This is a genomic window from Pseudomonas sp. GZJR-8 (assembly GCF_002916705.1).
In the GTDB taxonomy this organism is placed as follows: Bacteria; Pseudomonadota; Gammaproteobacteria; order Pseudomonadales; family Pseudomonadaceae; genus Aquipseudomonas; species Aquipseudomonas synxantha_A.
The window spans coordinates 48,254-69,354 of record NZ_JXSI01000006.1 but is presented as its reverse complement, the minus strand read 5'-3'; the positions used below and the strand labels follow the sequence as shown (position 1 = coordinate 69,354).

Annotated in this window: 15 protein-coding genes and 4 tRNA genes; 9 read left to right on the top strand and 10 right to left on the bottom strand. The window is 59.8% G+C overall.

What is annotated here, in order from left to right:
- Positions 1 to 40 precede the first annotated feature (40 nt).
- The 6 genes from clpP to TK42_RS13670 form a co-directional block, all read right to left on the bottom strand.
- A complete protein-coding gene (clpP, locus tag TK42_RS13695; RefSeq protein ID WP_005789297.1) occupies positions 41 to 676 on the bottom strand; it encodes an ATP-dependent Clp endopeptidase proteolytic subunit ClpP in 636 nt (211 codons plus the stop codon).
- Between the two features lie 91 nt (positions 677 to 767).
- A complete protein-coding gene (gene tig, locus TK42_RS13690; RefSeq protein WP_032880518.1) occupies positions 768 to 2,078 on the bottom strand; it encodes a trigger factor in 1,311 nt (436 codons plus the stop codon).
- A gap of 395 nt (positions 2,079 to 2,473) precedes the next feature.
- Positions 2,474 to 2,549 (bottom strand) — tRNA-His (locus tag TK42_RS13685).
- Positions 2,550 to 2,626: 77 nt separating this feature from the next.
- Positions 2,627 to 2,711: transfer RNA gene (locus TK42_RS13680), tRNA-Leu, on the bottom strand.
- A gap of 56 nt (positions 2,712 to 2,767) precedes the next feature.
- Positions 2,768 to 2,843 (bottom strand) — tRNA-His (locus tag TK42_RS13675).
- A gap of 32 nt (positions 2,844 to 2,875) precedes the next feature.
- A tRNA-Arg gene (locus TK42_RS13670) sits at positions 2,876 to 2,952 on the bottom strand.
- Positions 2,953 to 3,226: 274 nt separating this feature from the next.
- Between TK42_RS13670 and folD the strand changes: the two genes are divergently transcribed.
- Together folD and pbpG are read left to right on the top strand one after the other, a co-directional pair.
- A complete protein-coding gene (gene folD, locus TK42_RS13665; RefSeq protein ID WP_005789300.1) occupies positions 3,227 to 4,081 on the top strand; it encodes a bifunctional methylenetetrahydrofolate dehydrogenase/methenyltetrahydrofolate cyclohydrolase FolD in 855 nt (284 codons plus the stop codon).
- Positions 4,082 to 4,288: 207 nt separating this feature from the next.
- On the top strand, positions 4,289 to 5,212 hold the full coding sequence (gene pbpG, locus TK42_RS13660) for a D-alanyl-D-alanine endopeptidase (protein ID WP_078821725.1): 924 nt from the start codon (positions 4,289 to 4,291) through the stop codon (positions 5,210 to 5,212).
- A 126-nt stretch (positions 5,213 to 5,338) separates the two neighbouring features.
- Here pbpG and TK42_RS13655 read toward each other — a convergent pair whose 3' ends face one another.
- Positions 5,339 to 6,001 (bottom strand): peptidase C39 family protein, encoded by a 663-nt coding sequence (locus TK42_RS13655; RefSeq protein ID WP_032880515.1) that lies wholly within the window; start codon positions 5,999 to 6,001, stop codon positions 5,339 to 5,341.
- A 210-nt stretch (positions 6,002 to 6,211) separates the two neighbouring features.
- On the opposite strand from TK42_RS13655, the gene TK42_RS26985 reads away from it, so the two are divergent.
- Complete coding sequence (locus tag TK42_RS26985) at positions 6,212 to 6,373, top strand: hypothetical protein (protein WP_005789305.1); 162 nt, start codon at positions 6,212 to 6,214, stop codon at positions 6,371 to 6,373.
- On the opposite strand, the gene TK42_RS13650 is transcribed toward TK42_RS26985, so the two are convergent.
- Entirely contained in the window at positions 6,370 to 6,780 is a 411-nt protein-coding gene (locus TK42_RS13650) for a hypothetical protein (RefSeq protein WP_005789306.1), read from the bottom strand. The two genes, TK42_RS26985 and TK42_RS13650, sit on opposite strands and share 4 nt — an antisense overlap.
- 204 nt (positions 6,781 to 6,984) lie before the next feature.
- Between TK42_RS13650 and TK42_RS13645 the strand changes: the two genes are divergently transcribed.
- From TK42_RS13645 to TK42_RS13635, 3 genes are read left to right on the top strand one after another with little or no spacing between them, the layout of a single operon-like run.
- A complete protein-coding gene (locus TK42_RS13645; protein WP_103734445.1) occupies positions 6,985 to 10,206 on the top strand; it encodes an efflux RND transporter permease subunit in 3,222 nt (1,073 codons plus the stop codon).
- Entirely contained in the window at positions 10,196 to 11,365 is a 1,170-nt protein-coding gene (locus tag TK42_RS13640) for an efflux RND transporter periplasmic adaptor subunit (protein ID WP_103734444.1), read from the top strand. The genes TK42_RS13645 and TK42_RS13640 overlap by 11 nt, the downstream gene beginning before the upstream one ends.
- Complete coding sequence (locus TK42_RS13635; protein WP_103734443.1) at positions 11,349 to 12,767, top strand: efflux transporter outer membrane subunit; 1,419 nt, start codon at positions 11,349 to 11,351, stop codon at positions 12,765 to 12,767. The genes TK42_RS13640 and TK42_RS13635 overlap by 17 nt, the downstream gene beginning before the upstream one ends.
- A gap of 243 nt (positions 12,768 to 13,010) precedes the next feature.
- Here TK42_RS13635 and TK42_RS13630 read toward each other — a convergent pair whose 3' ends face one another.
- Positions 13,011 to 14,282, bottom strand: coding sequence for a Zn-dependent hydrolase (locus tag TK42_RS13630; protein ID WP_078821737.1), 1,272 nt, complete (start codon positions 14,280 to 14,282; stop codon positions 13,011 to 13,013).
- A gap of 151 nt (positions 14,283 to 14,433) precedes the next feature.
- Positions 14,434 to 15,921 (bottom strand): NCS1 family nucleobase:cation symporter-1, encoded by a 1,488-nt coding sequence (locus TK42_RS13625; protein ID WP_103734442.1) that lies wholly within the window; start codon positions 15,919 to 15,921, stop codon positions 14,434 to 14,436.
- A 594-nt stretch (positions 15,922 to 16,515) separates the two neighbouring features.
- Here TK42_RS13625 and hydA point away from each other — a divergent pair.
- From hydA to preA, 3 genes are all read left to right on the top strand, one after another.
- Positions 16,516 to 17,955: a dihydropyrimidinase gene (gene hydA, locus TK42_RS13620; protein ID WP_005789316.1), complete on the top strand. Its 1,440-nt coding sequence runs from the start codon at positions 16,516 to 16,518 to the stop codon at positions 17,953 to 17,955.
- Positions 17,956 to 18,113: 158 nt separating this feature from the next.
- On the top strand, positions 18,114 to 19,481 hold the full coding sequence (locus tag TK42_RS13615; protein WP_103734441.1) for an NAD(P)-dependent oxidoreductase: 1,368 nt from the start codon (positions 18,114 to 18,116) through the stop codon (positions 19,479 to 19,481).
- Positions 19,481 to 20,755, top strand: a complete 1,275-nt coding sequence (gene preA / locus TK42_RS13610; RefSeq protein ID WP_103734440.1) for an NAD-dependent dihydropyrimidine dehydrogenase subunit PreA — start codon at positions 19,481 to 19,483, stop codon at positions 20,753 to 20,755. The genes TK42_RS13615 and preA overlap by 1 nt, the downstream gene beginning before the upstream one ends.
- Positions 20,756 to 21,101: the final 346 nt, after the last annotated feature.

Below are 21,101 nucleotides of genomic sequence, written 5' to 3'. Positions count from 1 at the left end.
GGTCGGACATGCCGACCAGCCCTATTTTGAGCGGCTTATATTAAGCGGGGCGCTTTTCGATCACTGCGTCGATCAACCCGTATTCACGGGCGGCTTCTGCGCTCATGAAATTGTCACGGTTGGTATCGCGCTCGATTTCTTCCAGTGTGTGCCCGCTGTGCTTGGCCATCAGCGTGTTCAGACGCTCACGAATGAAAAGGATTTCCTTGGCATGGATTTCAATGTCCGATGCCTGGCCCTGGAAACCGCCCAGTGGCTGGTGAATCATCACACGTGAGTTCGGCAGGCAGAAACGCTTGCCTTCGGCACCCGCCGTCAGCAGGAACGCGCCCATGCTGCAAGCCTGGCCGATGCAGGTAGTCGACACGTTTGGCTTGATGAATTGCATGGTGTCGTAGATCGACATCCCTGCGGTCACCGAACCACCTGGCGAGTTGATGTAGAGATGGATGTCCTTGTCCGGGTTTTCCGCTTCAAGGAACAGCAATTGCGCACAGATCAGGTTAGCCATGTAGTCCTCTACCGGGCCAACCAGAAAGATCACTCGCTCCTTGAGCAGGCGCGAGTAGATGTCGTAGGCGCGTTCGCCACGAGCGGACTGCTCGACAACCATCGGGACCAGGCCGCCGGCGGCCTGGATATCAGAGTTCTGCTGAATATAGGAATTACGGAACATGCTCTGCAGTTACTCCCAAATAGTCATGTCTTGAAAACGCATAAGCCAGCGCGAGGCTGGCTTATGGTTGAATTTCCAACGAGTTGGACAATCAGTCGGCTTGTGCTGCTTCCGCCGGTTTGACTGCTTCTTCGTAAGAGACCGCTTTATCGGTCACCTTAGCCTTCTGCAGAACAGTATCCACAACTTGTTCTTCAAGCACAACCGAACGTACTTCGTTCAGCTGTTGGTCATTCTTGTAGTACCAAGCCACGACCTGCTCAGGCTCCTGGTAGGCCGAAGCCATTTCCTGGATCATTTCGCGAACGCGGTCTTCGTCAGGCTTGAGGTCGAACTGCTTGACCACTTCAGCCACGATCAGGCCCAGCACAACGCGGCGCTTGGCTTGCTCTTCGAACAGCTCGGCTGGCAGCTGGTCAGGCTTGATGTTGCCACCAAACTGCTGAACAGCTTGTACGCGCAGGCGATCCACTTCGTTGGACAGCAGGGCCTTTGGCACTTCGATCGGGTTAGCGGCCAGCAGACCGTCCATGACCTGGTTCTTGACCTTGGACTTGATGGCCTGGCGCAGTTCACGCTCCATGTTCTTGCGAACTTCGGTGCGGAAACCTTCGATGCCGGTTTCCTTGATACCGAATTGAGCGAAGAACTCTTCGTTCAGCTCTGGCAGCTTAGGCTCGGAAACGCTGTTGACGGTAACGGTGAACTCGGCAGCTTTGCCGGCCAGGTCCAGGTTCTGGTAGTCCGCTGGAAATTCCAGGTTCAGAACGCGCTCTTCGCCGGCTTTGGCGCCAACCAGACCGTCTTCGAAGCCAGGGATCATGCGGTTGGAACCCAGCACCAGCTGAGTGCCCTTGGCGGAGCCGCCAGCGAACACTTCGCCGTCAACCTTGCCAACGAAATCGATGTTCAACTGGTCTTCGTTCTGGGCAGCACGCTCGGCCACTTCAAAACGGGTGTTCTGCTTGCGCAGGATTTCCAGCATGTTGTCCAGGTCCGAATCAGCCACTTCGGCGCTCAGACGCTCGATTTCGATACCTTCGAAACCAGCCACTTCGAATTCCGGGAACACTTCGAATACGGCAACGTATTCCAGGTCCTTGCCAGCTTCCAGGGACTTGGGTTCGATCGAAGGCGAGCCAGCCGGGTTCAGCTTTTGCTCGACAACGGCTTCGTAGAAGGAAGCCTGGATCACGTCACCTACAGCTTCCTGGCGCGCATCGGCACCAAAACGACGCTTGATTTCGCTCATCGGCACTTTGCCTGGACGGAAACCAGCGATCTTGGCCTTCTGGGCAGTCTGCTGCAGACGCTTGTTGACCGCAGTCTCGATACGCTCTGCCGGCACGGTGATGCTCAGGCGGCGCTCGAGAGCAGTAGTATTTTCAACAGAAACTTGCATGGATATTCCTCGTTGCACAGACGTTAGCCGGCCATTTCCGACCCCAATCAAGGGCATGCATTCTAGTGGGTCAAACTCAAGAAGTCACCCTACTGAAAATACAGCGGAAAACAGCCGGCAATTTATCGGTACGAAGGCACGGATGCACCTCGCCCCGGTGACAAATACAGCCAACTGCGCCAGGGCTCTGCGCCGCCTCTTCTATATAGAAGAAACCAGTCATTTCCCTGACGCCCGACCCCGCGCACAGGGCCTGCGGGCAGCGCGGCATCATCGAGACACACAAATACGATGAAACACCCCACCCTTTCGACCTTGCACCTGCAGCTGCCGGATATACGAACCGCTAAAACCAAAAAAGGCGCCAGACTGTTAAATCTGGCGCCTTTCGAATATGGGGTGGACGAAGGGGATCGAACCCTCGACAACGGGAGTCACAATCCCGTGCTCTACCAACTGAGCTACGCCCACCATATTGCGTTAACAAAGAAACCAAACTACTTCTTTGTTGAGCCCTGCCCCGCCTGACGGCACAGCAAAGCTTTAATTGGTGCGGATGAAGAGACTCGAACTCTTACGCCTCGCGGCGCTGGAACCTAAATCCAGTGTGTCTACCAATTCCACCACATCCGCGCTTGAAGCTGTTAAAGCAAAGGCGCCAGACGATTAATCTGGCGCCTTTCAAAATATGGGGTGGACGAAGGGGATCGAACCCTCGACAACGGGAGTCACAATCCCGTGCTCTACCAACTGAGCTACGCCCACCATATAGCGCTACTTGTGCCAAAGCTGCCTAATGGCGCACCCGGCAGGACTCGAACCTGCGACCATCCGCTTAGAAGGCGGATGCTCTATCCAGCTGAGCTACGGGCGCCTGATTAATCTGTACTCTTGGAGGATTACAAACTAAGTGTTTCCAGCCTTGCAGGACAACAATTCTGCTCGACCTTCTAACCAGTGCTAGGCTGTGCCCGACAAGTGCGACGAATAGTATAGAGCGTCCTGATACCCGTCAAATCTTTTTTGAAAAAAACTGATTTTATTTAAGGGCTTAGGGCAATTTGCAGACCAAGCGCCTTTGCCCTCGCGCCCTGGCGTGCGAGAATGCGCGCACTTTTCTTCCCCCTCTCGATGGTTAATCACGCGTAATGACTGCACAACTTATCGACGGCAAATCAATCGCCGCCAGCCTGCGCCAGCAGATCGCCAAACGCGTCACCGAGCGTCGCCAGCAAGGCCTGCGCACGCCTGGCCTCGCGGTGATCCTGGTCGGCAGCGATCCTGCCTCTCAGGTTTATGTCTCGCACAAGCGTAAAGACTGTGAAGAGGTCGGCTTTATTTCCAAAGCCTACGACTTGCCTTCTGACACCACTCAACAGGCCCTGACCGACCTGATTGACCGCCTCAACGATGATCCGGAAATGGACGGCATCCTGCTGCAGCTGCCGCTGCCCGAGCACCTGGACGCCTCCAAGTTGCTGGAACGCATCCGCCCGGACAAAGACGTCGACGGTTTCCACCCTTATAACGTCGGCCGCCTGGCCCAACGTATCCCGCTGCTGCGCCCATGCACCCCCAAAGGCATCATGACCTTGCTGGAAAGCACCGGGGTCGATCTCTATGGTCTGGACGCAGTCGTGGTAGGCGCATCCAATATCGTCGGTCGCCCGATGGCCATGGAGCTGCTGCTGGCCGGCTGCACCGTGACCGTCACCCACCGCTTCACCAAGGACCTGGCTGGCCACGTTGGCCGCGCCGACCTGGTGGTGGTCGCTGCTGGCAAGCCGGGGTTGGTCAAAGGTGAATGGATCAAGGAAGGCGCCATCGTCATCGACGTGGGCATCAACCGCCAGGATGACGGCAAGCTGGTCGGCGACGTCGTCTACGACACTGCCCTGCCCCGCGCCGGCTGGATCACGCCAGTGCCAGGTGGTGTCGGACCGATGACCCGCGCCTGCCTGTTGGAAAATACCTTGTACGCAGCAGAAACCCTGCACGGTTAATAACCAGGCGTAATGAAAAAGCCCTGCCTTAGCGCGGGGCTTTTTATTGCCTGAGAAAAAAATGTTTTTTCTTAGTTTTTAAGCACTTTCATCCGGTTCTGGAAGAACATTCGACAGTTTCTGATCCATACTCCTAGAATGTAACGTCATTTTTCATAAAGCCCGTTCCCGAACGGTATTTCCTTACTTTTTAGCGAGTTCATCCGCGTGAAAATTCGTCTCTCTATTGTCGGCCTGTTTTTCGCTTTGACAGGCACCTTCGCCCACGCCGCCGAATCCACCCTGGCCCCGCGTGACGCCTCCAAACTGCAAATCGCCTCCGGCAGCGCCATGCTGGTGGACTTGCAAACCAACAAAGTCATTTATTCCAGCAATCCCGACGTGGTGGTCCCCATCGCTTCAGTGAGCAAACTGATGACCGGCCTGATCGTGCTGGAAGCCAAGCAGAACATGGATGAGTACATCGACATCAACATCACCGACACGCCAGAGATGAAAGGCGTGTTCTCCCGGGTAAAAATCGGCAGCCAGATGCCGCGCAAGGAAATGCTGCTGATTGCGCTGATGTCCTCGGAAAACCGCGCCGCGGCGAGCCTGGCCCACCACTATCCGGGTGGCTATGCGGCATTCATTGCGGCGATGAACGCCAAGGCCAAGTCCCTGGGGATGACCAGCACCCACTATGTGGAGCCTACCGGCCTGTCGATCCATAACGTCTCGACCGCTCGCGACCTGAGCAAGCTGCTGGCGTACGCGCGTAAATTCCCGATGCTGAGCCAGTTGAGCACCACCAAGGAAAAGACCGTGGCGTTCCGCAAGCCCAACTACACCTTGGGTTTCTCCAACACCGACCACCTGATCAACCGCGCCAACTGGGACATTAAGCTGACCAAGACCGGCTTTACCAACCAGGCCGGCCATTGCCTGGTATTGGTGACCAGCATGGGCAACCGCCCGGTGTCGCTGGTGATCCTGGATGCCTTTGGCAAATTCACCCATTTTGCCGACGCCAGCCGGATTCGCAGCTGGGTTGAGACCGGCAAAGGCGGCGCGGTGCCGGACGTTGCGTTGCGCTACAAGGCTGACAAGAATCTGAAGAACCGGGGGAATGCGGTAGAAGTTCGCCGCTAACTAACCACCATCTTATTGAAATAAGCAGGCCCAATGTGGGAGGGGGCTTGCTCCCGATGGCGGTGTGCCAGGCTATAAAACTTATCCTGATCAACCGCTATCGGGAGCAAGCCCCCTCCCACATTTTTATTTGCGTTCTGCCAACACTTTGAGCGCTTGGGCCGCTGCCCCTTCCTGCCCCGCCTGGCCTGTTGCATTCGCCGCATCACGCCAGCGCTGCGCATCCACATTGGCCGGTAATTGGCTCGGCCGCTGGGTGAGGATAGCCCAGTGCCCCGCGCTCTTCCACGCCGACTCGAAGTCGCTGAATTCCATAATCAATCGGCGCTCGTTTCCAGAGCGCAACAACACCGTGCTCTTCTGCTGGTTGAACCCCACCACCACGACATAACGCGCTCCGGACCAGAAGCTGGAATTGATTCGCGCCATCACCGGGTAACCCGCCGCCACCTGCGCCAGCACCGCGGTCAGCTTGGCGTCCAGTGGGTACACCATCAGCCCGTATTCGCGCGCCAGCACCTGCATGTTGCGTTCGAGGTTCGCCTCAGCACCCGGCAGGCGCAGCGGCTTGTCCAGCAACCCCGGTGTCATGACAATGCCTTGTTGCGACAGCATACTGGCAAGTGCCGTAGGACCGCTCTGATAAGCCTCGCTGCGAAAGGTCGGCACGCCGTTGAGTTCAACGCGCTCCGGCAGGCCGGACAGCTTCGACGGTTGGCTGGAACAAGCCGTTAACCCCAGGGCACAAGCCAGCAAGATGGATGTTTTAAGGTTCGAGCGTAAGCGCAATGTTTTACTCTCTTGATCAACGGGCGGTGAGGGCCCTGATCATAGGATGCTCTTGAGCGCGGGTATAGCCTGGCACATCAGTAAAGCACCCGCGATAGAGCAAACAAGTTGGACAGACACGACCATTGGTCAATAGCAGGCAACCGCCAGGTAGCTAGACTGTCCATTGAGAAGACTGTGTGTGCCCCAAGTGGGCGAAAGGAGGCCCGAATGAGCCTTGCGACGACAATTTTTCTGTTGATCTGTGGTTGGTTGGCAGTGGCCGCGGCCATGTTGTGGGGGGTCATGCGCGTGACTCGCCGGCATCATCACCCCCACGTCAAACCTGCCGCGCCCGCCAAGCCTCCCAAGGCGACGGCCCATCACGCCTAGCCAGGCATGCAATTGAAGTCTTGGGTGGCGGCGATTTCCTTGCCGTGCCCGTCCTTGAGGGATGCACGCACGGTGGTGCCCAGGCTCGACTCTTCCAGTGTGTAATGCTCACCCGCCTTGAAGTGTTTGTATTCCACCCGGCCCTGGCAGTCTTGCTGGTTGTCGTCGCCGGGTTCGTCTTCAAACAAGGTCACGTCCAGCCGATGATCACCGGGGCTGACTTCAAAGTAGCGCCCGTCATCGACGCGTTTACCGTCCACCCGCTCGGCCATAAGGTCATTTGGCGCTTCCTCTTTCAGGCCGATCCAGGCTTGGCTCGGGTCGGCCTTGGGCAGCGGGCCGGCGCAGGCCGAGAGCAACACAACAACGCTCAGCATAGGTATCAACAACAGGGTTTTCAGTGACATGGCAGGGCTCCAAAGAACATCAAAAAAAGACGTATCCGATGGCTGGCAAGCTTGAAGAGCCGGCGTTTGCAGAACAAATGAATACCAATGAAACGATCTTCAGCCATTACCTAAATCTTCCTTCACCTGGCTGAAAGGTGCGTGTTAGGTGGGTCGGGCAAGACTGCCGGGGTTTGCAATCCTGCTCTTCTCGGAGACTCACGCATGCTCGGGCTGGTAAAGACCGCACTGCAAAAGCCGTACACGTTTATCGTGTTGGCCATATTCATCTGCATCATCGGGCCCATGGCGGCCCTGCGTACGCCCACTGATGTGTTTCCCGATATCGGCATACCCGTGGTCGCGGTGGTCTGGCAGTACAACGGCCTGTCCCCGGACGCCATGGCCGGCCGGGTGATCTACACCTATGAACGCTCCTTGAGCACCACCGTCAACGACATCGAACATATCGAATCGCAATCACTGCCCGGCATGGGCATCGTCAAGATCTTCTTCCAGCCCGGCGTCGATATCCGCACCGCCAACGCCCAGGTCACAGCGGTGTCGCAAACCGTGCTCAAGCAGATGCCACCGGGCATCACGCCGCCGCTGATCCTCAACTACAGCGCCTCCACGGTGCCGATCCTGCAAATGGCCTTCTCCAGCCCGAGCCTTTCCGAAGCCAGGATCCGCGACCTGGTGCAGAACAACATCCGCCTGCCCCTGAGCGCGCTGCCCGGCCTGGCCATGCCCACGCCGATGGGCGGCAAGCAGCGTCAGATCACCCTCGACCTCGACCCCCAGGCCCTGGCTGCCAAGGGCTTGTCGGCCCAGGACGTCGGCAATGCCCTGGCCTTGCAGAACCAGATCATCCCGGTGGGCACCGCCAAGCTGGGTTCCAACGAATACACGATCCTGCTCAACAACAGCCCCAAGGCCATCGATGAACTCAATGACCTGCCGATCAAGACAGTCGACGGCGCAATCATCACCATCGGCCAGGTCGCCCATGTGCGCGACGGTTCGCCGCCACAAACCAACATCGTGCGCGTCGACGGCCATCGCGCGGTGCTGATGCCGGCGTTGAAGAACGGCAGCATCTCTACCCTGTCGATCATCGACGGCATCCGCCAGATGCTGCCACGCATCAACGAAACCCTGCCGCCTTCACTGAAAACCTCACTGCTGGGTGATGCCTCGGTGTTCGTCAAGCAATCGGTGGGCAGCGTAGCCCAGGAAGGCATCATTGCCGCGCTGCTCACCAGTGCGATGATCCTGTTGTTTCTCGGCAGTTGGCGCTCGACCTTGATCATCGCCGCGTCGATTCCGCTGGCGGTGCTCTCGGCCATCGCGCTGCTGGCGGTCAGCGGGCAAACCCTCAACGTGATGACTCTCGGCGGGCTGGCGTTGGCGGTGGGGATTCTGGTGGACGACGCCACAGTGACCATCGAAAACATCAACTGGCACCTGGAACAAGGCAAGGCGGTGAACACTGCGATCCTCGACGGTGCCGCGCAAATCGTCGGCCCGGCGTTTGTCTCGCTGCTGTGCATCTGCATCGTGTTTGTGCCGATGTTTTTGCTGCAAGGCATCGCCGGTTATCTGTTCCGGCCAATGGCGCTGGCGGTGATCTTTGCCATGGCCAGTTCGTTCATCCTCTCGCGCACCCTGGTGCCGACGCTGGCGATGTTCCTGCTCAAGCCGCATACGCCGGAGCAAGGCGTGGGGCATCATCCCGAAGATCAATTCATCAACCATCATGAGGGTGAGCAACACGCGAAACCGCGCAATGCGTTGCTGCAATCGGTGCTGAATTTCCAACAGGGCTTTGAGCGTCACTTCTCCAATATCCGTGACACTTACCATGGCTTGCTGACGTTGGCGCTGGGGGCGCGAAAGCGCTTCATTGTCGGCTTCCTGGCCTGCGTAATCGCCTCATTCGCGTTGCTGCCGAGCCTGGGCCAGGACTTTTTCCCGGCCACCGATGCCGGTGCCCTCGCGCTGCATGTGCGCTTGCCGCTGGGCACGCGAATCGAGGAAAGCGCCGCTGCGTTCGATCGCATCGAAGCACGCATTCGCGAGGTCATCCCCGCCGACGAACTCGACACCATCGTCGACAATATCGGCATCCCGCTCAGCGGTATCGACATGGCCTACAGCAGCAGCGGCACCATCGGCCCTCAGGATGGCGATATCCAGGTCACCCTGAATAAGCACCACGCCCCCACCGCCGACTACGTGAAAAAACTGCGTGAAGCCCTGCCGCAAAGTTTCCCCGGCAGCCACTTTGCGTTCCTGCCGGCAGACATCAGCAGCCAGATTCTCAACTTCGGCGCGCCGGCCCCGCTGGATGTGAAAATCTCCGGGCGCAGCGATGCAGAAAACCGCGCTTACGCCGTAGAACTCGAACGACGCTTGCAACACGTACCAGGCATTGCAGACCTGCATATCCAGCAGTCCACCGGTTACCCCTCCTTGCAGGTCAATGTCGACCGCCTGCGCGCCAACGGCTTGGGCATTACCGAAAAAGACGTCACCAACAGCATGGTCGCCTCCCTGGCCGGCAGCTCCCAGGTGGCACCGACCTTCTGGCTCAACCCGGCCAATGGCGTGTCCTATTCCATCGTCGCCGCCACCCCGCAGTACCGTCTCGACAGCCTGCCATCACTGGAGGCCCTACCGGTGACCGGTGCCGATGGCCAATCGCAAATCCTCGGGGGCGTGGCGACCATCTCCCGCGTACAAAGCCCGGCGGTGGTCACCCACTACAACATCGAACCGACCCTGGACCTGTATGCCAACGTACAAGGTCGCGACCTGGGCGGCGTGGCCCGTGATGTGCAAAAAGTGCTGGACGACACTGCATCCATGCGTCCCAAAGGCGCGACCATCAGCCTGCACGGGCAAATCGATGCGCTGCATGAGGCGTTCAGTGGTTTGAGCTTGGGGCTGCTCGGCGCCGTGGTGCTGATCTACTTGCTGATCGTGGTCAACTTCCAGTCCTGGGCCGACCCCTTTGTGATCATCACGGCGTTACCGGCCGCACTGGCGGGGATCGTGTGGATGCTGTTCCTCAGCGGCACCTCGTTATCGGTCCCGGCGCTCACCGGCGCCATCCTGTGCATGGGCGTGGCCACCGCCAACTCGATCCTGGTGGTGAGCTTCTGCCGTGAACGCCTGGCCGAACATGGCGACGCGTTGAAAGCCGCCATGGAAGCCGGTTACACGCGCTTTCGCCCAGTGTGCATGACCGCCCTGGCAATGATCATCGGCATGTTGCCCCTGGCGCTGTCCGAGGAGCAAAACGCGCCGCTGGGTCGCGCCGTTATCGGCGGTTTGATCTTCGCCACCATCGCCACTCTGTTGTTTGTACCCGTGGTCTTCAGCCTGGTCCACGGCCGTCACCCTACTCGCGCAATTGCTGGAGAAACGCCCCATGTCGTCTGATCACAAACCCTCGCGCAAGCGTCTGATGCTGATGGGTGTCGGCGGCCTGACCCTCGCTGCCCTGCTGGTCGCCAGCGGCTTGCACGCCCGCACGCTGCACGAGCGATCTGTCGCTGCCTGGACCGAAACGGCGGCCATTCCCCAAGTGATGGTGTTCCAACCCCAACAGAACACTGCCGGCGATACGCTGCGCTTGCCGGCGCACCTGGAAGCCTGGAGCACAGCGCCGATCCATGCGCGGGTCAGCGGCTATCTGAAAGACTGGAAAGTGGATATGGGCACGCAGGTCAAGGCCGGGCAAATCCTCGCCGAAATCGACAGCCCTGACCTCGACCAGCAACTGGCGCAGACTCACGCACGGCTGATTCAGGAACAGGCCAATGCACGTCTGGCAGCCACCACTGCCACGCGCTGGCAACACCTGTTGGCGAGCCATTCGGTGTCGCGTCAGGAAGCCGATGAAAAAACCTCGAACGCCGCCGCGACCACAGCCAATGCCGAGGCTGGCGCAGCGGACTACGCTCGCTTGTCAGCATTGGAGGGCTACAAAACCCTGCGTGCGCCATTCGCTGGCACCATCACTGCGCGGCATACCGATATCGGTCAGTTGATCAAAGCCGATACCGACAGCGATCTGGCGCTGTTCACCCTGGCCGACACCCACCAACTGCGCCTGTATGTGCCGGTGCCGCAGAACTACGCGGCAGTGATCCATCCGGGCCTGGAAGCCGAGTTGACGGTGCCTGAGCACCCAGGCGAACACTTCAAGGCGCGCCTGATCGGTGACTCCACCGCCATCGACCGCCGCTCCGGCACCCTGCTCGCCCAGTTCGTCGTCGACAACCCCAGCGGTGAATTGCTACCGGGCGACTACGCCGAAGCCAGCCTGCCGATTCCGGCCGATACTCACGGCGTGAGCATCCCGGCCAGCGCCTTGATCTTCCGCGCCCAGGGTACGCAAGTGGCGGTGTTGGATGGGCAGAATCATGTGCACCTGCAAGACATCCACATCGGTCTGGACCTGGGCGAGCGCCTGGTGATCGACCAGGGTTTGAACGCCACCGACCACATCATCGACAACCCGCCCGATGCCCTGCGCGAAGGCGACCCGGTGCAACTGGCCGACGCCGCCGGAGGTGCCCATGCGCCCAAGGCTTAAACCGCTCGCGGCGTTGATACTGCTGGCGTTGCAGGGTTGCTCAATGGCACCGACCTATACCGCGCCATCGATTGACCTACCCGCCCACTACCGCGAACAGACCAGCGACGGCCCATGGCACAGCGCGCAACCGTCCGATCAGTTGGTGACCCAGTGGTGGCAACTCTATAACGATCCAACGTTGAACAAGCTGCAGCAGCAATTGCTCAACAGCAACCCGGACCTGGCCGCGGCACTGGCGCACTTCGATGCCTCCCAGGCGTATGCCAGCCAGTTGCACGCCGGGCTGTTCCCGCAAATCAGCGCCAGCGCACAGCCGCAGCGCCAACGGCAATCGGACGCGAGACCGTTGCGCGGCACAACGCAGCCGTCGGTGTACAACAGCAACGTCGCCGGGTTTTCGTTGAGCTACGACCTGGACCTGTGGGGCAAGATTCGCAATCAGGTCGCGGCCGGCGACGCTCAGGCGCAAGCGTCAGGCGATGACTTGGCGGTGGCGCGCCTGAGCCTGCAACGGCAGTTGACGACGTTGTATGTGCAGCTCAATGGCCTGGATGCACAGAGCCGAATACTCGACAGCTCGCTGGAGGATTTCAGCCAGGCGCTGCAACTGACGCGCAGTCGCTACGAAGGCCAGATTGCCTCGGAACTGGACCTGACCCGCGCGCAAAATCAACTGGCCGAGGCCAAGGCGCAGCGGGATGAGGTGCGTGGCCAACGCAACCTGACCGAGCATGCAATCGGCGAGTTGGTGGGCGTGGCGGCCAGTGACTTTTCATTGCCGCACAGCCCGCAGTTGATGGCCTTGCCAAGGATTCCATCGCAGTTGCCAAGCCACTTGCTGCAACGTCGCCCGGACATTGCCGCGGCTGAACGCCGGGTGTTTGCGGCCAACGCAAATATCGGCGTAGCCAAGGCAGCGTGGTATCCGGATTTCAGCCTGACCGGGTTGATAGGCGGGCAGACGCAAGGCGTCGGGAATCTGCTGTCAGCTGGCAATCGCTATTGGGCGTTGGGGCCGTTGGTGAGCCTGCCGATCTTTGATGGCGGGCGGTTGAGTGCCAATGAGCGCCAGGCCAAGGCCGAGTTTGAAGAGGCGTCGGCGCAATACCGTAGCCATGTGTTGCAAGCCGTACGAGAGGTAGAGGACAACCTGGGGCAACTGAGGGACTTGCAGCAGCAAGCCCAGGATGAACAGGCGGCGGCGCGGGCGGCGCAACATACCCAGGCGTTGGCGATGAACAGCTATCAGGCGGGGGCGGTGAGTTATCTGGATGTGGTCACCGCACAAACTGCGGCGCTACAGGCGCAGCGCACATTACAGGCCGTACAGACGCGGCAGCTGGTGGCAAGTGTGGGGCTTTTGACCGCACTCGGCGGTGGCTGGCAACCTGGCGCCTGACGTCAATACCGCAATCGGGAGCAAGCCCCCTCCCACACTGGTCCTGCGCCAGACACAACCTGTATGAACATGCCCCCTCTGTGGGAGGAGCTGCCCACCTTCCCACACTGGTTCCGCGCCAGACACACTATGTATGAACACCGCGGCCCCCTGTGGGAGGGGGCTTGCTCCCGATAGCGGCGGGTCAGCGACGGACAAATTGACTGACACACCGTCATCGGGAGCAAGCCCCCTCCCACATTTTCAACCGCTGGCGATAGCTGCTGAAGCTGCCACCATGGCGCGCAACAACACCGCACACCCCGCCGCCAGATCATCCGGCGCGGCATTTTCGATTTCGTTATGGCTGATGCCACCTTCACACGGCACGAAGATCATCCCCGCCGGGCCAAGCTCGGCGACGAAGATTGCGTCGTGCCCTGCCCCGCTGACAATGTCCATATTCGACAGGCCCAACCCATTGGCCGCATCGCGCACGGCGTCGACGCAGCCTTTGTCGAAGTACAGCGGCGGGAAGTCGGCGGTGGGTTCCATCTCGTAACTCAGCCCATGTTTGGCACAAGTGTCCTCAATCACCTGGCGCACCTGGGCAATCATCGAGTCCAGCCGTACTGGCTCTAAATGACGAAAATCCAGGGTCATGCGTACCTCCCCCGGAATCACGTTGCGCGACCCTGGATACGCTTGCAGGCAACCCACCGTGCCACAGGCGTGCGGCTGATGCTCCAGCGCCGCCGCATTCACCGCCGCCACCACCACCGCCGCGCCCACCAGGGCATCCTTGCGCAGGTGCATCGGCGTCGGGCCGGCGTGGGCTTCGACACCGCGCAGTTTGAGGTCGAACCATTTTTGCCCAAGGGCGCCGAGTACAACGCCGATGGTTTTCTTTTCATCCTCAAGAATCGGCCCTTGCTCGATGTGCGCCTCGAAATAGGCGCCAACCTTATGCCCGCTCTCGGGGCGCGTCCCGGCATAGCCGATGGCATTCAACGCAGCGCCGACGCTGACGCCGTCCGCATCGACCTTGGCCAGGGTATCGGCCAGGCTGAACTTTTCGGCGAACACGCCGGAGCCCATCATGCACGGTGGAAACCGCGAGCCTTCCTCGTTGGTCCACACCACCACTTCCAACGGCGCCTCGGTTTCAATCTTGAGATCGTTAAGGGTGCGCAACACTTCCACCCCCGCCAGTACACCGAAGCAACCGTCGAACTTGCCGCCGGTAGGCTGGGTATCGATATGGCTGCCGGTCATCACCGGCGGCAGGTCCGCGTTGCGCCCTGGACGGCGGGCGAAGATATTGCCGATGCCGTCGATGCTCACGGTACAGCCGGCCTCTTCGCACCACTGCACGAAGAGATCGCGGGCCTTGCGGTCAAGGTCGGTAAGGGCCAGGCGACACACCCCGCCCTTGGGGGTAGCGCCGAGCCTGGCCAGGTCCATCAGCGACTGCCACAGGCGGTCGCGGTTGATGTGCTGATGGGTCGATTGCAGAACGTCGAGGGCAGCGTTCATGGGGATCTCCTCAGGCTGTATTTCTTATGATTGGAACAGGTGGCACGCGGTCAAATGTGGGAGGGGGCTTGCTCCCGATAGCAGTGGCCGAGTCGATATATGCATGACTGATACATCGCCATCGGGGGCAAGCCCCCCACATTGACCGCGTTCACAAGGATGATTTGGCTACGGCCGGTTTGATACCGCGCTTGGCATTGAGCCCGTAATACAACACCCCGCCCAACGCCGAACCGGTAAACCAGCCATAGCTGTAAAACCAACTGAACGCATCGCTGCCCAGCGACAACAGGGTCAGCACCACCGGCACGCCAAAGGCGATGAAACCACTCCAGTTCCACGCCGGGTACACGTCATCACGGTAAAGTCCTGCCAGGTCCAGTTGCTGTTTGCGGGTGATGAAGTAGTCCACCACCATGATCCCGGCAATCGGGCCCAGCAGGCTCGAATAGCCGAGCAACCAATTGGAGTAAACGGTCTCCAGGCTGACATCGGAAACGATCAACCCAAGCTTTTTCAGCAGCTCATGGGCCATCAGCGCCAGCCCTACCAGCCCGGTCAGGATCACCGCGGTGGTGCGGTTGATCAGCTTGGGCGCGATGTTCTGGAAGTCGTTGGTGGGCGAAACGATGTTCGCCGCCGTGTTGGTGGACAAGGTGGCGACGATGATCAGCGCCATCGCCACTGCCACCCACACCGGGCTCTGGATATGGCCGATCAGGGTCACCGGGTCGGAGACGCTGACGCCCACCAGTTTCACCGAGGCGGCGGTCATGATCACGCCGAGGGCGGCGAACAGGAACATGGTCAGCGGCAGGCCGAAGATCTGCCCGAGGATCTGGTCTTTCTGGCTCTTGGCGTAGCGGCTGAAGTCGGGAATGTTCAGCGACAAGGTGGCCCAGAAGCCTACCATCGCGGTCAGACCCGCCATGAAATAGCCGGTGAGGCTTGCGCCTTCAGGGCGCTTGGGTGGGATCGCCATCAGCTCGCTGAGGGACACATTCGGCATCGCCCACACCAGCAGGCCGATACCTACCGCCACCAGCAACGGCGCCGACAGGGTTTCCAGGCGCTTGATCGACTCGGCACCGCGCAACACCACCCACAGGTTCAGGCACCAGAAAATCATGAAGCCAATCACTTCACCGGTGCCACCCAGCGACTTCCAACCCTCGAAAATCGAACCGAGAAACAGGTGAATCGCCAACCCGCCAAACATCGTCTGGATCCCGAACCAGCCGCAGGCCACCAACGCGCGAATCAGGCACGGCACGTTGGAACCGAGAATGCCGAATGACGAGCGCAACAACACCGGAAACGGGATGCCGTACTTGGTGCCGGGAAATGCGTTGAGCGTCAGCGGGATCAACACCACGATATTGGCCAGCAGGATCGCTATCAGCGCCTCGCCCACCGACAAGCCGAAATACGCGGTGAGTACCCCGCCCAGGGTGTAGGTCGGCACGCAAATCGACATACCGACCCACAATGCGGTGATGTGCCATTTGTTCCAGGTGCGCTCATGCACCTTGGTGGGTGCCATGTCATGGTTGTAGCGAGGGCTGTCGAGGACGTCGGGGCCGGCGTCGAGTTCGTACAGGCCGTTGCGCTCGATGACTTGCGATCTGTTCTGTTGCATGGCCGCTCCACGGTTTTTTTTAAAGTTATTTTTGCTCACCTGCACGCTGTGTACAGGAGGCCGGAGTACCGCATAAACAACATGACATCTCGGGCCCCGACCAATTGCCTTTGCACTCAATTACCGTGCCGACAACGGCTGCTGAACCCGCACCGCTTATATAACGTGCTGATGTTTATCAGCTTTCCGAGTGAGCCTGGGTTACTTGTCGCGCTATTGGGGCCAGCCATTGCGCAAGTTGTTCGAACCGTCAGGTCTCAATCTGGTGCAACACAATTATTTTTATTTTTCAGTGCCGTCAAGAGGCATATCTCAAGCGTCTGATTTGCAATAAGAAATGTTGCTCAAAAACAGAAGCTGTCAAGTGCGTCAAAATGGTGAGCGCTCGCTACATTTTGGTGATTTTGTTATTTTTCTCTTTTAATTCAGCCACTTAATTTAATTATAAGCTTAAGAAAAATCTTCTTGCCCAATCGAAAAACTCGGGCTAGTTTCTATTCCTGTCACCGATGACAGGAATTAATCCTCCATCGACCGGCAGTATTACAACACTTAGAACTGGCATAAGCCGGTCAAGCCTGTGAGGAACTCGACATGTCGCTGTTGATCCGTGGCGCAACCGTTATTACCCATGATGAAAGTTACCGCGCCGATGTGTTATGCGCAGGCGGTCTAATTCGGGCCATTGGCACCGATCTGGATATTCCCGCCGGCACTGAAATACTCGATGGCAGCGGCCAATACTTGATGCCGGGCGGCATCGATCCCCACACCCATATGCAACTGCCCTTCATGGGCACCGTGGCCAGCGAAGACTTTTTCAGTGGTACGGCCGCAGGCTTGGCCGGTGGTACCACGTCGATCATCGACTTTGTGATTCCCAACCCGCAGCAATCGTTGATGGAAGCCTTCCACCAGTGGCGCGGCTGGGCAGAAAAGTCCGCATCCGACTATGGCTTCCATGTAGCGATCACCTGGTGGAGCGAGCAGGTACGCGAGGAAATGGCCGAACTGGTCAGCCATCACGGCATCAACAGCTTCAAGCATTTCATGGCTTACAAGAACGCAATCATGGCCGCTGACGATACCTTGGTCGCCAGCTTCGAACGCTGCCTGGAACTGGGCGCGGTGCCCACCGTTCATGCGGAAAACGGCGAGCTGGTGTATCACCTGCAACGCAAGCTGATGGCCCAGGGCATCACCGGACCGGAAGCCCATCCGCTGTCGCGCCCGTCCCAGGTGGAAGGCGAAGCGGCCAGCCGCGCAATACGAATTGCCGAGACCATCGGCACGCCGCTGTACCTGGTACATGTGTCGACCAAAGAGGCGCTGGATGAAATCACCTACGCTCGGGGCAAGGGCCAGGCGGTGTACGGTGAAGTACTCGCCGGCCACTTGCTGCTGGACGACAGCGTCTACCAGCACCCGGATTGGCAGACCGCCGCCGGCTATGTCATGAGCCCGCCGTTCCGTCCGCGCGGGCATCAGGAGGCCCTGTGGCACGGCCTGCAATCGGGCAACCTGCACACCACCGCGACTGACCACTGCTGCTTCTGCGCCGAGCAAAAAGCCGCCGGGCGTGACGACTTCAGCAAGATCCCCAACGGCACCGCCGGTATCGAAGACCGCATGGCGCTGCTGTGGCACGAAGGCGTCAACACGGGGCGCCTGTCGATGCAGGCGTTCGTTGCGCTGACCTCCACCAACACGGCGAAAATCTTCAACCTCTACCCCCGTAAAGGCGCGATTCGCGTCGGGGCGGATGCCGACCTGGTGCTCTGGGACCCTGAAGGCACGCGAACCATTTCGGCCAAGACCCACCACCAGCAGGTCGACTTCAACATCTTCGAAGGCAAGACCGTGCGCGGCGTGCCGAGCCACACCATCAGCCAGGGCAAGCTGGTCTGGGCCGATGGCGACCTGCGCGCAGAACGGGGTGCCGGGCGCTATGTGGAGCGGCCGGCGTATCCGTCGGTGTTCGAGCAGTTGAGCAAGCGGGCAGCGCTTTCCAAACCAGTGGCTGTGAACCGCTGAACCCGCTATCGGGAGCAAGCCCCCTCCCACAGTGGAACGCATTCCAATGTGGGAGGGGCGGTGCGACGATTCGACTTGCTCCCGATGAGGCACGAACAATCAACACAAAAACCAATGCCCATCAGAGGCAGCACCTCAATAACCGTGAGGCCAATACCGTGATCCAGACCCTGACCCACCTTCCCCACCCCCGCGATGACGCGGCCACCCTCGCCAGCCAGTTCAGCGACCTGGCACCGCCGCTCAACGCCCGGCAAGCGCATCTGGAAGCCTCGCGCTGCCTGTACTGTTACGACGCACCGTGCGTGAACGCATGCCCCAGCGAGATCGACATCCCGTCGTTCATCCGCAATATCCACACCGAGAACGTGCAAGGCGCTGCGCAGAAAATCCTCTCGGCCAACATCCTCGGCGGCAGTTGCGCTCGGGTTTGCCCCACGGAGATCCTGTGCCAGCAAGCCTGCGTGCGTAACAACGCCGAAGAATGCGCGCCGGTGCTGATCGGTTTGTTGCAACGCTACGCCATCGACAACGCGCACTTCAGCGAACACCCGTTCCAGCGCGCCACGCCCACCGGTAAACGCATCGCCGTGGTCGGCGCCGGGCCGGCGGGGTTGGCCTGCGCCCACCGCGCCGCGTTGCACGGCCATGACGTGGTGGTTTTCGAAGCGCAGGAGAAAGCCGGCGGCCTGAATGAATACGGGATCGCCAAGTACAAGCTGGTGGATGATTTTGCTCAGAAAGAACTGGATTTCCTTCTGCAAGTAGGCGGCATCGAAATCCGCCATGGCCAGCGCCTGGGCGACAATCTGACCTTGAGCGAACTGCATCAGCAATTCGATTCGGTGTTCCTCGGCCTCGGCCTGGCGGCCAGCAAACAGCTCGGCTTGGCCCACGAAGACGCCCCCGGCCTGCTCGCCGCCACCGACTACATCCGCGAGCTGCGCCAGGCCGATGACCTCACCCAACTGCCCCTGGCCGACCGCTGCATCGTGCTCGGCGCGGGCAATACCGCCATCGACATGGCCGTGCAAATGGCCCGCCTCGGTGCCCGCGAGGTAAACCTTGTGTACCGCCGTGGCCTGGCGGACATGGGCGCGACCCAACACGAACAAGACATTGCCAAGGCCAATCAAGTGCGGCTGCTGACCTGGGCCCAACCCGACGAAGTGTTGCTCGACGACCAGGGCCGCGTACGCGGTATGCGCCTGGCCCGCACCCACCTGGAAAATGGTCGCTTGCTACCGACGGGGGAAACCTTCGAACTGGCCGCCGATGCGATCTTCAAGGCCATCGGCCAAGGCTTTGACAACGACGCACTGCACGACCTGCTGGCCCAACAACTGCACCGCGTGGGCGAGCGCATCTTTGTCGATGAACAGCTGCGTACCAGTATCCCCGGCGTGTATGCCGGCGGCGATTGCGTCAGCCTTGGCCAGGACCTCACCGTGCAGGCCGTGCAACACGGCAAGCTGGCCGCCGAGGCCATGCACGCCCAACTCATGCTGAATGTGGAGGCTGCGTAATGGCCGATCTCTCGATTGTATTCGCCGGTATCAAAGCCCCCAATCCGTTCTGGCTGGCCTCCGCACCGCCCACCGACAAAGCCTACAACGTGGTCCGTGCGTTCGAAGCCGGCTGGGGTGGCGTGGTGTGGAAAACCCTGGGCGAAGACCCGGCGGCGGTGAACGTGTCGTCACGCTACTCGGCGCATTTCGGGGCGAATCGTGAAGTGCTGGGCATCAACAATATCGAACTGATCACCGACCGCTCCCTGGAGATCAACCTGCGGGAAATCACCCAGGTGAAAAAGGACTGGCCTGACCGTGCACTGATCGTATCGCTGATGGTGCCATGTGTTGAGGAGTCCTGGAAAAACATCCTGCCTCTGGTGGAGGCGACCGGCTGCGACGGCATCGAGTTGAATTTCGGCTGCCCCCACGGGATGCCCGAACGTGGCATGGGCGCAGCGGTCGGCCAGGTGCCGGAGTATGTGGAACAGGTGACACGCTGGTGCAAGACATATTGCTCGCTGCCGGTGATCGTCAAGCTCACGCCCAACATCACCGACATCCGCGTGGCGGCGCGGGCAGCGTATCGCGGCGGCGCGGACGCGGTGTCGTTGATCAACACCATCAATTCCATCACCAGCGTGGATTTGGAGCGCATGGTCGCCCTGCCGGTGGTCGGCACCCAGAGTACCCACGGCGGTTACTGCGGTTCGGCGGTCAAGCCGATCGCCCTGAACATGGTCGCCGAAATCGCTCGTGACCCGCAGACCCAGGGCTTGCCGATCTGCGGCATCGGCGGTATCGGCAACTGGCGCGATGCAGCGGAATTCGTCGCCCTGGGCTGTGGCGCAGTGCAGGTGTGCACGGCGGCGATGCTGCATGGCTTCAGGATTGTGGACGAGATGAAGGACGGGCTGTCGCGATGGATGGACAGCCAGGGTTACACCAGCCTGCAGGACTTTTCCGGGCGGGCCGTGGGTAACACCACGGATTGGAAGTACCTGGATATCAACTACCAGGTGATCGCCAAGATCGATCAGGCGGCGTGTATCGGTTGTGGGCGTTGTCACATTGCCTGTGAGGACACTTCACACCAGGCGATCGCCAGTTTGAAACAGGCGGACGGCACGCATAAGTATGAAGTGATTGATGATGAGTGCGTGGGCTGCAACTTGTGCCAGATCACCTGCCCGGTGGCGGACTGCATCGAGATGGTGCCGATGGACACCGGCAAGCCATTTTTGAATTGGACGCAAGATCCGCGTAATCCGTATCGGGAAGCTGTGTAGCCTTTAGACCGCTATCGCAGGCAAGCCAGCTCCCACAGTTGACCGCATTTTGTCTGAATGAATGCAGTCGAATGTGGGAGCTGGCTTGCCTGCGATGGGCATGGGTATCTACACAACTTCTGGTATGGCGCTGTCCCTGTGGGAGGGGCGGTGCGACGATTCGACTTGCTCCCGATGGCGGCCTTAGGGCCGACCAGGATGCCGGATCAAACCGAGTACATATCCGTTATTTAGGTAACGGCCACTATTGGTTCCGCTCTTACAGCGGGTCACTTTTGAAAAAAGCGTGTACGGACCGGACACATGGTTGACGGGTGTGCGGGGACATGGTGGACACTTTTCGGCG